Origin of the sequence: Bradyrhizobium jicamae, assembly GCF_018130215.1 — a bacterium.
GTDB classification, from domain to species: Bacteria; Pseudomonadota; Alphaproteobacteria; order Rhizobiales; family Xanthobacteraceae; genus Bradyrhizobium; species Bradyrhizobium jicamae_A.
The window spans coordinates 206934-222173 of sequence record NZ_JAFCKQ010000007.1 but is presented as its reverse complement, the minus strand read 5'-3'; the positions used below and the strand labels follow the sequence as shown (position 1 = coordinate 222173).

Sequence of the window (15240 nt, the reverse complement as noted above, 5' to 3'; positions counted from 1 at the left end):
AGGACACATGCGGTTTCTCTTCAAGACCGACTACCAGGACGACATCAGGCTGTTCCCGCATTCGGGCTACGTCACTTCATATGGCCTGCTGCTGGCGGCGCTCGTGATCGCGCCCTACGTGCTGTCGAGCTATCTGATGAGCCAGCTCGTCTTCGTCTGCATCTATGCAACCGTCGGCGTCGGGCTGATGATCCTGACCGGCTTCACCGGGCAGGCGTCACTCGGTCACGCCGCTTTCCTTGCGATCGGCGCCTACACTGCGGCCTATCTGCAGCAGTTCAATGTGCCGTTTCCGGTCTATTTCCTCGCGGCGGGGCTCCTGACCGGCGTGGTCGGCGCGCTGGTCGGCTTTCCGGCGCTGCGGCTGCAAGGCATCTATCTCGTGATCGCGACGATCTCCTTTGCCTTCATCGTCGAGGAGATCATGGCGCGCTGGGAGAGCGTGACCAACGGCAATGAGGGGATGCGGGTCAAGACCATCCAGCTGCTCGGCGCCACCATCTCGCGCGATGGTCCGACCTTCTATTATCTCTGTCTTGCGGTGCTGGTGCTGACCATCGTCGGCACCCTCAATCTGCTGCGCTCGCCGACCGGGCGTGCCTTCGTCGCGATCCGCGACAGCGAGACCGCGGCGCGCAGCATGGGCATCAACGTCTCGCTCTACAAGGTGAAGTCGTTCGCGATATCGGCCGGCATCACCGGCCTTGCCGGAGTGCTGTTCGCGCACAAGATGTCCTTCATCTCGCCGGAGATGTTCACGCTGCAGCTCTCGATCGAGTTCATCATCGTGATCCTGATCGGCGGCATCTTCAGCCTGCACGGCGCGGTGCTGGGCGCGATCTTCCTGGTGATGATCGACCCGTTCCTGACCTATCTGAAGGACGACATGCCCGGCGTGATATCGGGCATCGCCGCGACGTTCGGCGCCGGCGAGGTGCGCGCCGGGCACATTCAGGACGCGGTCGCGGCGTTTGCGTCGGCGAACGGGCTGAAGGGCGCGATCTATGGCGTGATCATCGTGGTGTTCGTGCTGTTCGAGCCGCTCGGACTCTACGGCCGCTGGCTCAAGATCAAGCTGTTCTTTCAGCTGTTCCCGCTCTACAAGCGCGCGACCTTCAAGCGGCAGAAGATCTATGTGAAGTCGGAGCGGAACCGATGAGCTATTTCCGCGCAGAGAACCTGTCCCTGCATTTCGGCGGCCTGAAAGCGGTCGATGCCGTCAGCTTCGCGGTCGAGAAGGGCGAGATCCTGTCGATCATCGGGCCCAACGGCGCCGGGAAGAGCTCGATCTTCAACCTGATCTCGCGCATCTATCCGCCGACCTCGGGCAGGATCTTCTTCGAGGATCAGGACATCACGCGACAGCCGGCCTACGATATCGCAAGGCTCGGCATCGCTCGCACCTTCCAGAACATCGAGCTGTTCGAGAATGCGACCGTGCTGAGCAACCTCCTGGTCGGCCGCCATCGCCATTCCACCACGCAGCTCTGGCAGGAATTGCTGTTCCTGCCGAGCGTGCGCGCCACCGAGAAGGCACATCGCCGCAGGGTCGAGCAGGTGATCGAGTTCCTCGATCTGGAGCCCTACCGCGACAAGCTGATCTCGGGCCTGCCCTACGGCGTGCGCAAGGTGATCGAACTCGCGCGTGCGCTGTGCTCGGAGCCGAAGCTGATCCTGCTGGACGAGCCGTCATCGGGGCTCAATGTCGAAGAGACCGACGACATGTCGTTCTGGATCCGCGACATGAAGAGCGAGCTCGGCATCACCGTGCTGATGGTCGAGCACGACATGACATTGGTCAACCGCGTCTCCGACCGCGTGATCGCGCTGAATTACGGCCGCGTGCTGGCGATGGGCTCGCCGTCCGAGGTGCAGCACCATCCCGACGTCGTCGCAGCCTATCTCGGCGCATGAGGGTGATGCCATGAGCGTGTCGGACATCATCCTGAAGCTCTCCAACATCGAAAGCTACTACGGGCCGATCATGGCGATCCGCGGCATCAGCCTCGAAGTGCCGCGGGGGCAGATCGTGACGCTGCTCGGTGCCAACGGCGCCGGCAAGACCACGGTTCTGAAGACGATCTCCGGCATCCTCGATCCGCAGAAGGGCACGATCGAATTCCTGGGGCGGCCGATCCAGCGCATGGAGGCTGACAAGATCGTGCGGCTCGGCTTGAGCCATGTGCCGGAGGGACGCGAGGTGTTTCCGTTCCTGTCGGTGCGCGAGAACCTGATGATGGGCGCCTATCCGCGCAAGGACCGTGACGCCGTGGCCAAGGATCTCGAGCGTGTCTACGGCTATTTCCCGCGGCTGAAGGAGCGGCTGGACCAGCCGGCCGGGCAGCTCTCGGGCGGCGAGCAGCAGATGCTGGCGATCGGGCGGGCGCTGATGAACCGCCCAACGCTGTTACTGCTCGACGAGCCGTCGCTCGGCCTGTCGCCGATCCTGGTGAAGGAGATATTCACCATCATCCGCCGCGTCAACGAGGAGCAGGGCATGTCGATCCTGCTGGTCGAGCAGAATGCCAAGATCGCGCTTGAGACGGCGCACTACGGTTATGTGCTGGAGATCGGCCGCGTCGTGATGAACGACACTTGCGAGCGGTTGATTGATTCACCCGACATCCAGGAGTTCTATCTCGGCGCCAAGGAAGCGGGCGCGCGGGGCGAGCGGCGCTGGAAAAAGAAGAAGACGTGGCGCTAGGAAGACCTGGTGCCCGGGAGATTTGGCGTTGAGAGGGACTTGGAGCTAGATTTCAGGCCTGTTTCGCGAACAAGACCGGCGGGGACCGGCACGGGAGACAGGCGGCAGAGGAGGAGGCGCGCATGGCAAGACCGGCGGTGCTGACAGTCGCCGACACGATTGCGAGGAGCTTTCTGAAGGCGGTGGAGACGCGGGGCGACAGGCCCGCGATCCGCGAGAAGACGTTCGGCATCTGGCAGCCGACCAGCTGGCGAGAATGGCTGCAGATATCCAAGGACATCGCCTTCGCCTTGCATGCCACCGGCTTCAGCCCCGGCGATGTCGCCTCGATCATCGCCAATGCGGTGCCGGAGTGGGTTTATGCCGACATGGGCATCCTGTGCGCCGGCGGCGTGTCGTCCGGCATCTACCCGACCGACTCGTCGGCGCAGGTCGAGTATCTCCTCAACGATTCCCGCACCAGGATCGTCTTTGTCGAGGACGAGGAACAGCTCGATAAGGTACTGGCCTGCCGCGCGCGCTGCCCGACGCTCGAGAAGATCGTCGTGTTCGACATGGAGGGCCTGAGCGGCTTCTCCGATCCGATGGTGCTGTCGCTTGCCGAATTCATGGCGATCGGCCGCAATCACGCGTCGGGGAACGAGCCGCTGTGGGACGAGATGACCGGCAGCCGCACAGCGTCCGATCTTGCGATCCTGGTCTATACGTCGGGAACGACTGGACCGCCCAAGGGCGCGATGCACTCCAACCGCAGCGTGACGCACCAGATGCGCCATGCCAACGATCTCTTCCCCTCGACCGACAGCGAGGAGCGGCTGGTGTTCCTGCCGCTCTGCCACGTCGCCGAACGGGTCGGCGGCTACTACATCTCGCTCGCACTCGGCTCGGTGATGAACTTCGCCGAAAGTCCGGAGACGGTGCCGGACAATCTGCGCGAGGTGCAGCCGACCGCGTTCCTCGCCGTGCCGCGGATCTGGGAGAAGTTCTATTCGGGCATCACCATCGCGCTGAAGGATGCAACTCCGTTCCAGAACTGGATGTACCGCCGCGCACTGGCGGTCGGTCATCGCATGACCGAATGCCGGCTGGAGGGCGAGACGCCGCCGCTGTCGCTGCGGCTGATGAACCGCGCCGCCTACTGGCTGGTGTTCCGCAACATCCGCCGCATGCTCGGGCTCGACCGCTGCCGGATCGCCTTCACCGGCGCTGCGCCGATCGCGCCGGACCTGATCCGCTGGTATCTCGCGCTCGGCATCGACATGCGCGAGGTCTACGGCCAGACCGAGAATTGCGGCGTCGCCACCCTGATGCCGTCCGACCGCATCAAGCTCGGCTCGGTCGGCAAGGCCGCGCCGTGGGGCGAGGTGATGATCTGCCCGAAGGGCGAAATCCTGATCAAGGGCGACTTCCTGTTCATGGGCTATCTCAACCAGCCGGAGAAGACCGCCGAGACCATCGACGCCAAGGGCTGGCTGCACACCGGCGACGTCGGCTCGATCGACAATGAAGGCTATGTGAAGATCACCGACCGGATGAAGGACATCATCATCACCTCGGGCGGCAAGAACGTCACGCCGTCGGAGATCGAGAACCAGCTCAAGTTCTCGCCGTATGTTTCGGACGCGGTCGTGATCGGCGACAAACGGCCCTATCTCACCTGCCTGATCATGATCGACCAGGAGAATGTCGAGAAATTCGCCCAGGACCACGACATCCCCTTCACCAACTATGCAAGCCTGTGCCGCGCCCGCGAGATCCAGGACCTGATCCACCGCGAAATCGAGACGGTCAACGCCAATTTCGCGCGCGTCGAGACCATCAAGCGGTTCTACCTGATCGAGCGCCAGCTCACCCCGGAGGACGAGGAGCTGACGCCGACCATGAAGCTGAAGCGCAGCTTCGTGAACAAGCGCTACGCGACCGAGATCGACGCCATGTATGGCGAGCGCGCGGTCGCCTAGAGCATGATCCGGAACGGCGCGAGGCGGCTTTCCGGCAAGATCATGCTCACGAGGAATCGAGGACAAACGGCGTAGGGCTGACGAGGGCCCAACCCTTCGCTCAACACGGGCCAATGAAGGAGGAGACTGCAATGTCGAAATTGCTGAATGCGCTGGGCCTTGCGGTCAGCGCGCTGGCGCTGACCTGTCTGCCGGCCGCAGCCCAGACCAAGGTCACCAATGAAGGCGTCTCGCCGACCGAGATCGTGATCGGGACGCACCAGGATCTCTCGGGCCCGATCAAGGTCTGGGGCGTTCCGGTGTCCAACGGCATGAAGATGGCGGTCGAGGAGATCAATGCCAGCGGCGGCATCAACGGCCGCAAGATCAAGATGATTCTCGAGGACAGTGGCTACGATCCCAAGCGCGCCGTGCTGGCCACCCAGAAGATGGTCGAGCGCGACAAGGTCTTTGCGATGATTGGCCCGATGGGCTCGCCGACGGTGCTCGCCGCGCAGGACATCCTGTTCGACGCCGGCGTGCTGCAGCTGTTTCCGCTGACAGCGGCCGAATTCACCTTCAAGTTCGATCCGAACAAGCCGCAGGAACGGCTGAAGTTCAACAACCTGCTGCCCTATGTCGAGAGCACGCGCGCCGCGCTCAAATACATGATGGACTGGAAGAACTTCAAGAAGCCCTGCATCATGCACCAGGACGATGAGTACGGGAAAAACGTGCTCGACGGCTTCAACCAGCAGCTCGCGGCGATGAAGATACAGCCGGCCTCGATCACGAGCTACAAGCGCGGCGCCTCCGACTTCTCGGCGCAGGTCGCCAAGATGAAGTCCGACGGCTGCGATCTCGTCGTGCTCGGCACGATCATCCGCGAGACCATCGGTGCGATGAGCGAGGCCAGGAAGCTCGGCTGGGACGTGACCTTCCTCGGCGCCACCCCGACAAACGTGCTGGAAGTGCCGGCACTCGGCAAGGAAGCGGTCGAGGGGCTCTATGCGGCGTCAGGCTTCGAGATCCCCTACGAGGACACCGCGAAGGGCAGGGTCAAGGACTGGCTCGTCAACTACAAGAAGATGTTCGGCACCGACGCCAACACCCAAGCCATCATCGGCTACAACGCCGTAGAGACCTTTGCCTTCTACGCACAGAAGGCGGGCAAGGATCTGACCGGCCAGAAGATGCTCGATGCCCTGGAATCAGGCGACAAGTTCCTCGACATCTTCAACTCGCCGCCGACCAAGTTCTCCAAGACCGATCATCTTGCCAACACCATCACCCAGGTGCAGCAGGTCAAGGGAGGCCGCTGGGTGCTGGTGAAGGATAATCTGATGTTCTGAGGAGGGTGGCTCGGAGACATCGCGAGCGAGGCAATCCATCTCACCGAAAATGGTGCAATGGATTGCTTCGTCGCTTCAGCGCAAAATTGCTTCGCAATTCTGTCGCGAGCACCTCGTGCCTGCACCGCCGGCGCGATGGTTCGTCAATTCATCCGCGTCGGCGATTGCAGCGCCGCTTCGGCGAGGGGGGCCTCGTCGACATATCTGCTGGTGCCGTTCTCGCCGATCACGAAGGTCGGCCGAACGTTATGGACGTCGGAATCCTCAATCATCGCCATGCGGCGGTTGTCGAGCGTCAACCAACGACCGTCGAGCCGCACCGCGGCGACCGCGTGGTCCTCGCCGCTGAGCAGGTCGCGCAAGACGACGATCCGCAGATCCTCGGCCGCGATGCCGGCCTGGCGCAGCGCGACGAATTTCGCGATCGCATAGTCCTCGCAGTCGCCGGCGCCCCTGGCGAGGGTCGCGAGCGGCGAGGTCCAGACGTCGAGCTGGCCATAGAGCGCGAGGTCGCTGCCCGGGCGGATCGCGAGATTGATGGCGCGGTTGATCTGGCCGAGCCGGGCACGGCCTTCGCTTGCGCGCCCCAGATCGATGATGGCGAGGAAGCGGAGCGCCTCGGGAGAGGCGCAGCCCTCGCGATCGCCGTCGCAGATTGCAAGCTGCACCAGCTCGTCGGCGAGATGGTGCTGCACGCCGAGCCATTTGTCGTGCAGACCACCGTCGATCAGCAACGCGGTGGGCAGCCCGAACGGCTCGGCCGATTTCCTGATCAGCTCCGCCGGGGCGGGTGTGAGCAGCGATGCGGCATTGAGCTGCCCGACCGGCGCGATCGAGGCCAGGCCGCAAGCAAGAATGATGGCGCGCAGAACGCGCGAGCGAAGCAGGATCCCCATTTGACACCCGTGGTCCAGGCATCGGCGAGGCGACCTATCGCCCGCACGTGACCGGATCGTTTCGTGCCGTGAGCATGGGACGTGGGACTTTGAATCGGTTTAAGACCGGCCGAATCGGCGCGGGAAGCGCAAAAGACCGTGAAGGCTGCCTCGTCGGGGTGCCGAAAACTTTATCGGTTTCATGAACGGTTCCGGCGAACCTTTTGCCGCCTGCCGGCGCCTTATCCTTGTTTTCCGGTTAATCTGGCGCCTGCTGGAATATCTGTGATTTTGTAAGCCAATTCACAGCTTTAACCGGAAAATTGGGCTCAAATCCCGTTCGGGAATTGAGGGGAAATAGAGGCAAGTAATGATATGCCAAACAATACCACGAATACGTGGACAATTACGTATCTTCGGTCGAATCTCACCTCCAGTTACCTGCAAATAAACCAAAACTACACGAGATCAGGCAGAAGGGGCTGAGCAGCCCGTCAAGATCGCGGCGAAGGTCGGGACCCGCGCAAGCACAGAATGGTTCCGTCGGGGTCTTTCCGATGATATGCAAGCGTAATCGTTTGCTTATTCCATAATTATTAACCTTAGTGCGGTGATCCGCAGTGAACTTTGTCGAGAAATTCGACGGCTTTTCGCCGGGTCTGGACGCTCACGTCGGTGGGCATGTCCATGTCGACAGCGTTTCCACTCATGCACCGCCCGGCGCGATCGTCGTCAACGACGCGCAACTCCTCTTTACCGGCGACCTGAAGCGTTCCGGCCTCGATCTGGTCCTGTCGAAGGACGATCGGGAACTGGTGTTGCAGGATTACTTCAAGGGCGAGAAGCGCGCTGCGCTGGCCTCGCCCGACGGCGCGCATCTGACCGGCGACATCGTCAACGCGCTGACCGGTTACACTCAATATGCGCAGGCCGGCGCCGTCGAGCCACCCAAGGTCATCGGTCACGTCAGCAAGCTGGCCGGCAGTGCCACTGCGGTTCGCAACGGCGTCGCGATCGTGCTGAACCAGGGCGACAACGTCCTCAAGGGCGACGTGGTCCAGGCCGGCGCCGACTCGTCACTCGGCATCACCTTCATCGACGGCACCGTGTTCGGTCTCGGCCCGAACGCCAAGATGGTGTTGAACGAGATGGTGTACGACCCGAACGGGTCGAACAATTCGTCATTGATGAGCCTGGTCCAGGGCACGATCTCGTTTGTTGCCGGCGCCACCGCCAAGCATGGCGACATGAAGGTCGACACGCCGGTCGCGACCATGGGCATCCGCGGCACCGCAGTGCTGGTCGAGATCGACTTCACCGTCCCGGCTCAGGGCGGCGCCCCGCCGGCCAGCTTCCAGGTACTGGTCGAGCCGGACGGCACCACCGGCTCCTACATCCTGTTCGACAAGACGACGCTCAACCCGATCGCAACCGTCGATCAGGCCGGCACGCAGACGGTCGTCAACGGCCAGGGCAGCGTCAGCTTCCTGGCGTCGGCGCCGCTTTCGGCCGATGCGCAGAAACTCATCGCCGACGTGTTCGCGCTGAAGTTCACCGACAACAGCAATACGAACACCAAGCTCACGACAAATTTCACCGACAGCGTCATCCCGGAAACGACGAACTTCAAGCTCGCAAGCACCGATATCGTGGTGCCGGCGACGATCTTCCTGGCGAACATCGCCAGCCATCCGGCGGCCGGGCCGACCAATGCGTTCGGACACGTCGCGCTGGCGCCGACGGTCCTGGTGACCCAGGGTACGTCGTTCGACGAGCGGCTGGATCTCTCGCATAGCCAGTCCGCCGACACGGTCTCCGGTGTCATCAGGTGGGTCGACATCAATGTCGGTGATCGTCCGAGTGCAAGTGCGAGCTTCACGTCCTTCAATTACTATGATGCCGCCAATGTCGACGTCACCTCGTCGTTGACGGCCAAGCAGCTGGCCGCGATCAAGGCGGTCGAGATTCCACTGCAGATCGAGCAGACTCCCGGCAATTTGAACGTCGGCTCCGCCACCTGGACCTACAGCCTTCCCGACGGCGCCTTCGACTTCCTGGCGGCCGGTGAAACGCTGAGGCTGACCTACACGGTGGCCGTCGACAACAATTTCGCGCCGTCCGAGCAGGTCAGCTACCAGACCTTCACGATCACCGTCACCGGCACCAACGACGTGCCGGTCATCACGTCGGCGCCGCAGCAGGCCGCGATCACCGAGATCCCGGCGGTGCGGAATTCTCCCTTCCTGGATACCGCCAGCGGCACGATCACCTTCACAGATCCCGACCTGACCGACACCCACAGCGTCACCGTCGTCGCCTTGACCGAATCCGGCGTCACCACCGGTCTCGCCGACGAGGCAACGGTGCTGAGCTGGCTGACGTTCGGCTCGCTGATCGACTCGACCGACGGTGCCGCGGGATCCCGCTCCTGGTTTTTCTCCGCGGCGGACAAGGCCTTCGATTACCTTGCCGCCGGCGAGACGCTGACGCTGACCTATCTCGTCCAGGTCGACGATCAGCACGGCGGGGTGGTCACGCAGCCGATCACGATCACGATCACCGGCACCAATGACACGCCGGTCATCACCTCGCCGAAGCAGGCCGCTGCGATCACCGAAATTCCAGGAGTAACCGGTTCCATCACGCCGGATACCGCCTCGGGTCTGGTGACCTTCACCGACGTCGATCTCAGCGACACCCACCACGTCACTGTTGCCGGGGTGGGCGAGATCGGTGTCACCACGGGCCTTCCAGACCATGCGACCGTGTTGAGCTGGCTGTCGCTGGGCAAGCTGACGGACTCGACCGACGGAGTCACGGGAGCCGACCACTGGACCTTCGCGGCGCCGGACAAGAGTTTCGACTACCTCGCCGCCGGCGAGACACTCACGCTGACCTACCTGATCCAGGTCGACGACCACCACGGTGGCGTTGTGACCCAGCCGGTCACCATCACCATCACCGGCACCAACGATGTGCCAATCATCACTTCGCCGACGCAGGCGGCCGCGATTACGGAAATCCCTGGAGTAACCGGTTCAGCGACGCCTGATACCGCCCATGGCGCGATCACCTTCACGGATCCCGACCTCAGCGACACCCATAGCGTCACGATCACCGGCGTGACCGAGACCGGCATCACCACGGGGCTTGATCTGGATGCCGTGCAGAGCTGGCTGACGCTGGGCAGTCTGAAGGATTCGACCGGCGGAGCCACCGGCTCCGATGCCTGGACGTTCTCGGCCCCCGACAAGAGCTTCGACTATCTCGCTGCCGGCCAGACGTTGACGCTGACCTATAACCTCCAGGTCGACGATCACCATGGCGGGGTGGTGAACGAGCCTGTCACGATCACGATCGATGGCTCCAACGACGCACCCGTCTTCACCTCGGCACCGCTGGCTGCGACGATCACCGAAGCGCCCGATACGACCAATTCGAACACCCCGCATGTCGAATTTGGCGGGATCACCTTCACCGATCCCGACCTCAGCGACACCCATAGCGTCACGATCACCGGCGTGACCGAGACCGGCGTCACCTCGGGGCTTGACCTGGATGCCGTGCAGGGTTGGGTGACGCTGGACCAGTTTACCGACTCGACCGGTGGGGTCACCGGTTGGCAAAGCGGGACGTTCTCGGCCCCGGACAAGAGTTTTGATTATCTCGCCGCCGGCGAAACGCTGACGCTGACCTACACGGTCCAGGTCGACGACCATCACGGCGGCGTCGTGACCCAGCCGGTCACCATCACGATCATCGGCACCAACGACGCGCCCGTCATCACCTCGGCACCGCAGACGGCGACAATCGCCGAAGCGCCCGATACGACCAATTCGAGCACCCCGGATATCGCCGCTGGCGCGATCGCCTTCACCGATCCCGACCTCAGCGACACCCATAGCGTCACGATCACCGGTGTGACGGAGTCCGGCGTCACGTCCGGGCTTGACCTCGATGCCGTGCAGAGCTGGCTGACGCTCGGCAAGCTGTCGGATTCGACGAACGGGGCCACCGGTTCCGATGCCTGGACCTTCTCGGCCCCGGACAAGAGCTTCGACTACCTCGCCGCCGGCGAGACGCTGACGCTGACCTACAACGTCCAGGTCGACGACCATCACGGCGGGGTGGTGAACGAGCCCATCACCATCACGATCGACGGCACCAACGACGCGCCGACGCTGGCCAGCGTCAATGCCGGCACGGTCGTGGATACCGTCGCCTACGACACCTTCAACCCGCTCACCGGCACGCTTCACGGCAACGATGTCGACCATGGCGAGACCGCGACCCTGACCTACGCCGCGCTCGATGCGAACGACATTCCCACCAATGCCGCGATCACGGGCCTCTACGGCGCGCTGACCGTCAATGCGAACGGCGGCTACACTTACGTTCCCAATGCTGCCGAGATCAACGCACTGGCCGCGGGCAACCATACCGATACGTTCAAGGTCGAGACCATCGATGTGCACGGAGCCACGGGGACCGCGACCCTGACGGTCGACGTCACCGGCGCAGATGATGCTCCCGTCATCAATGCCGACAATCTCTCAGTGAGCGAAAATGCGGGCGGGGCGACGATCGCCGGCCTGACGGTCACGGATGCGGATGCAACGGCCGATGAGAGTTTCACCCTGACGGCCCACACGGCCGGCTCGGGCACCAGCAGCGTCATACCGGGCGCCGAGACGGGGCACCTGACCGATATCAACGCGACGCTCGCGTCCGGCATCGCCTATGACGAGGGCGCCGCGCCGCCCGCCACCGACATGGTGACGGTATCCGTCGCCGACGGCCATGGTGCCAGCGACACGGTCAATCTGATCTTCAACGTCCAGCAGAACCCGACGCAGCCGGTCACGCTGACCGGCACCAGCGACAAGGATGTGTTCTTTGCGTCCGGCTATCAGGACAAGTTCGTGTTTGCGCCGAACTTCAATCACGACACGATCCTGAACTTCACGCCCGGTCAGGATCAGATCGACCTGTCCGCGGTCGTTTCGACCAGCGACTTCAGCTCCTGGTTCAATCAGAACGTCACGACGTCGTCGTCGAATTCCGCCGATACGCTGATCACGGTCGATGCCGCCGACACGATTACGCTGCACAACGTGTCGAAGGCGAGTCTGACCCAGCACGATTTCATCCTTCATTTCGCTTGATGGACGCCGAGGCGCGAAGCAGCGGCCCCGTCCTGCGCGGCGAGTTGCGCGTCTGATTGGAACAAGCTTCCAAGCATGATATTCAGGCCGCATGAAATGGCTCAGGGCGATACGACGGTGGTTCGCGCGGCGCTTCGGCTATGCGCGGCTGGCCTGCGTGGCGCTGCTGATCGGCAGCGCGGCCCTGCGGATTTGGGATCCGGCGCCGGTCGAGGAACTGAGGGTCAGGGTCTTCGACGCGTTCCAGCGCTTCGAACCCCGCCAGAAGACGATCCATCCGGTCACCATTGTCGATATTGACGAGAAGAGCCTGGCCAAACTGGGCCAGTGGCCGTGGCCGCGAACGGCCATCGCCGACATCATCATCAACCTGACCAATCTCGGCGCGGTCGCGATCGGCTTCGACGTGGTGTTCTCCGAGCCCGACCGGCTCAATCCGGACAAGGTGGCCGCTCAGATGCGCTTCATCGACGAGGTCACCAGGAAGCGGCTGCGGGAGCTGCCGACCAACGACGAGATCCTGTCCAACGCGATCCGTCGGTCGCGCGTGGTGCTGGGCGAGACCGGGCTCGCGCAGGTGAGGTCGGAACTCGACGAGACCCTGCCGACGACAGGATTTGCCACGCTCGGCGAGCCGGCCGAGCCATTCCTTTACCAGTTCGCCGGCTTGCTGCGAAACGTGCCGGTGCTGGAGCGCGCTGCCGCCGGGCGCGGCCTGTTCACCATCAAGACCGAGCGGGATGGCATCGTCCGACGCGTGCCGATGGTGATGCGGGCGCAGGGCATGATGATGCCGTCGCTCAGCCTCGAAATATTGCGGATCGTCACCGGCACGCAGACGGTGCTGATCAAGTCCGACAAGGGCGGGGTCAAGAGCATTGCGCTGAGGGGACTGGAGATCCCGACCGATCGCAACGGACAGCTATGGGTGCATTTCGCGCGCCAGGATCCGTCGATCTATGTGTCCGCTTCCGACGTGCTCGAAGGGACTGTGCCGGTCGACAAGATATCGGGCAAGCTGGTGCTGATCGGGACATCGGCGGTCGGATTGAACGACATCAAGACCACGCCGGCCTCCTCGGCGATGCCGGGTGTGGAGATCCACGCCCAGCTGCTGGAAAGCGCCCTGACCGGGGCGGTGGTGCAGCAGCCGAGTTACGGCATCGTGCTCGAGTTCCTCGGCGCGATCATCATGGGCCTGCTGGTGATCGCGTTCGCGCCGAGATTCGGACCCGTGACGCTGGTGACGGTCGGCGGCATGTTCGCATCGGTCCTGGTCGGCACATCCTGGTTCTTCTTCAAGGAGCACCGCCTGCTGATCGACTTCACCTATCCGCTGATGTCGACGACGGCGATCTACCTCACGCTGATCTTCGCGAGCTTCGTGCGCGAGCAGCAGCAGCGCCGGCAGATCCGCTCGCAATTCGTGCAATACATGTCGCCGGCGCTGGTCGAGCAACTCGCGCTTTCGCCGGAGAAGCTCGTGCTCGGCGGCGAGGAGCGCGAGATGACCATCATGTTTTCGGACATGCGCGGCTTCACCTCGATCTCGGAGACCTACAAGAGCGATCCGCAGGGCCTCACCGCGCTGATGAACCGGTTCCTGACGCCGCTTTCGAACGCGATCCTGGCCCGCAAGGGTACGATCGACAAATATATGGGCGACGCCATCATGGCGTTCTGGAACGCGCCGCTCGACGACCGGGATCACCAGCTCAACGCCTGCGAGGCCGCGCTCGACATGCTGGAGCGCGTCGACCGGCTCAACCAGACGCGCGAGGAGGAGGCAAAGGAAGGTGGCCACATCTATGTGCCGCTCAACATCGGCGTCGGTCTCAACACCGGCCCCTGCGTGGTCGGCAATATGGGGTCCGACGTGCGGTTCGACTATTCGGTGTTCGGCGACAGCGTCAACCTGGCTTCGCGCCTGGAGGGGCAATCCAAGGAATACGGCTTTCCGATCATCGTGGGTTCGAAGACTGCGCTCGCCGTGAAGGAGAAGTTCGCGATCCTCGAGCTCGACTTCATCATGGTGAAGGGCAAGAAGGAGCCCGAGGTGATCTACGCGATCGCAGGCCGCGAGGATGTCGCTGCCTCCGGCCGGTTCCAGCGGCTGCGCAACCTCACCATCGAGATGCTTGCCTGCTATCGCAGCCGTGACTGGGACGGCGCGCTTGCCGCGATCGAGCGCGGCCGCAGGAGCGACGACGCGCAGTCGCTGCAATACCTGTACGGCCTCTACGAGGCGCGCATCCGCAACTTCCAGAAGGAGCCGCCACCGGACGATTGGGATGGAGCCTTTGCGCTGACGACGAAATAGGCGACGTAAACTCCATGTTGTGGCGCGCGCACCTTCGCCTGTCGCCCGGCATGTGCAGTTTGTGCCAATCGGCCTCGAGTGGGCATCGGCGCCATCGGCGCCATCGGCGACGAGTTCGGCGAATTTGACGACGCCAAGGCGCCGGGTAGAGGCGTGACGCCTCTGGCATCTCCTTACTTCCTCATTCCCTGCGCGCGATTGCCGCGTTATCCTTGCGCAGCGTCCCGCGAAGGCTGGGACGCGGGATCTTCGATGAACGAATTTGTTTTTAGGGAGGACACGATGCGAACATCCGTTAGCTTGTTCTTCTTGACGACAGCATTCCTGGTCCCCGTGGCGGCCGGCTCTGCACTCGCGACCGAGCTGCCAAAGGAAGGCAGCTACGACTACACCGCGTGCTGGTCGGGCGTCAGCAACGCGATCACGTTCTCCAAGACCGACACCGCATCCAGTTATGAAATGACGGGGACGATCCTCAGCAATCCTTCCGGCGGCATGTTTGACAAGAACAGCTTTCGTTGCGTGGGGATGAACGCATCGCTGGAGGGGAAGTTCACCGGGTCCGCCGTATGCGAGAGCCTGGATGTGGACGGTGATAAGCGCCTGTCGAATTATTCGCTTGCGAGCGATGGAAGTCTCACCCGGGAAATTGTTGCTGGCACCGGCAAATATGAGGGCATGACGATGACCGGCACCGTCCACCCATTGGGCTCGTTTCCGGTCGTCAAGGCCGGAACGTTTCAGGACTGCAATCACCAAACCGGCACCTATAAGCTCAAATAGGCACGTAACGGAAATCCGCCGTTGGGCAGTTGCGTCGCGCCATGGCTCCGCCCCGCCTGCGTCAGCGCGGACGAATGTCCCGGCAGCCGCATCGCTCCGGC

9 protein-coding genes are annotated in these 15240 nt (G+C 63.0%); 8 read left to right on the top strand and 1 reads right to left on the bottom strand.

Going from position 1 to position 15240, the window contains the following annotated elements; all coding sequences use genetic code 11:
• The first annotated feature begins 7 nt into the window (after positions 1–7).
• From JQ586_RS12045 to JQ586_RS12025, 5 genes are all read left to right on the top strand, one after another.
• Positions 8–1159 carry a branched-chain amino acid ABC transporter permease gene (locus JQ586_RS12045; protein WP_212394771.1) on the top strand — a complete coding sequence of 384 codons (1152 nt, stop codon included), beginning with the start codon at positions 8–10 and terminating at the stop codon, positions 1157–1159.
• Positions 1156–1914: an ABC transporter ATP-binding protein gene (locus JQ586_RS12040; RefSeq protein ID WP_212394770.1), complete on the top strand. Its 759-nt coding sequence runs from the start codon at positions 1156–1158 to the stop codon at positions 1912–1914. Before JQ586_RS12045 ends, JQ586_RS12040 begins: the two co-directional genes overlap by 4 nt.
• 10 nt (positions 1915–1924) lie before the next feature.
• Entirely contained in the window at positions 1925–2704 is a 780-nt protein-coding gene (locus JQ586_RS12035) for an ABC transporter ATP-binding protein (protein WP_212394769.1), read from the top strand.
• Between the two features lie 122 nt (positions 2705–2826).
• Entirely contained in the window at positions 2827–4665 is a 1839-nt protein-coding gene (locus JQ586_RS12030) for a long-chain fatty acid--CoA ligase (protein WP_212394768.1), read from the top strand.
• Between the two features lie 131 nt (positions 4666–4796).
• Entirely contained in the window at positions 4797–5996 is a 1200-nt protein-coding gene (locus tag JQ586_RS12025; RefSeq protein ID WP_212394767.1) for an ABC transporter substrate-binding protein, read from the top strand.
• A gap of 143 nt (positions 5997–6139) precedes the next feature.
• Here JQ586_RS12025 and JQ586_RS12020 read toward each other — a convergent pair whose 3' ends face one another.
• Complete coding sequence (locus JQ586_RS12020) at positions 6140–6892, bottom strand: transglutaminase-like cysteine peptidase (RefSeq protein WP_212394766.1); 753 nt, start codon at positions 6890–6892, stop codon at positions 6140–6142.
• Positions 6893–7491: 599 nt separating this feature from the next.
• Here JQ586_RS12020 and JQ586_RS12015 point away from each other — a divergent pair.
• The 3 genes from JQ586_RS12015 to JQ586_RS12005 all read left to right on the top strand — a co-directional run bounded on the left by JQ586_RS12015 (position 7492) and on the right by JQ586_RS12005 (position 15139).
• The gene (locus tag JQ586_RS12015) at positions 7492–12036 is read left to right on the top strand and encodes a VCBS domain-containing protein (RefSeq protein ID WP_212394765.1); all 4545 of its coding nucleotides are present in this window, start codon (positions 7492–7494) and stop codon (positions 12034–12036) included.
• A 91-nt stretch (positions 12037–12127) separates the two neighbouring features.
• Positions 12128–14356, top strand: coding sequence for a CHASE2 domain-containing protein (locus tag JQ586_RS12010; protein WP_212394764.1), 2229 nt, complete (start codon positions 12128–12130; stop codon positions 14354–14356).
• 78 nt (positions 14357–14434) lie between these two features.
• Positions 14435–15139, top strand: coding sequence for a hypothetical protein (locus JQ586_RS12005; protein ID WP_212394763.1), 705 nt, complete (start codon positions 14435–14437; stop codon positions 15137–15139).
• Positions 15140–15240: the final 101 nt, after the last annotated feature.

What these genes read in the sequence shown, in the direction of transcription:
- JQ586_RS12045 (WP_212394771.1), top strand. Translation starts at nt 8, where the DNA reads ATGCGGTTTCTCTTCAAGACCGACTACCAGGACGACATCAGGCTGTTC.
- JQ586_RS12040 (WP_212394770.1), top strand. Translation starts at nt 1,156, where the DNA reads ATGAGCTATTTCCGCGCAGAGAACCTGTCCCTGCATTTCGGCGGCCTG.
- JQ586_RS12035 (WP_212394769.1), top strand. Translation starts at nt 1,925, where the DNA reads ATGAGCGTGTCGGACATCATCCTGAAGCTCTCCAACATCGAAAGCTAC.
- JQ586_RS12030 (WP_212394768.1), top strand. Translation starts at nt 2,827, where the DNA reads ATGGCAAGACCGGCGGTGCTGACAGTCGCCGACACGATTGCGAGGAGC.
- JQ586_RS12025 (WP_212394767.1), top strand. Translation starts at nt 4,797, where the DNA reads ATGTCGAAATTGCTGAATGCGCTGGGCCTTGCGGTCAGCGCGCTGGCG.
- JQ586_RS12020 (WP_212394766.1), bottom strand. Translation starts at nt 6,892, where the DNA reads ATGGGGATCCTGCTTCGCTCGCGCGTTCTGCGCGCCATCATTCTTGCT.
- JQ586_RS12010 (WP_212394764.1), top strand. Translation starts at nt 12,128, where the DNA reads ATGAAATGGCTCAGGGCGATACGACGGTGGTTCGCGCGGCGCTTCGGC.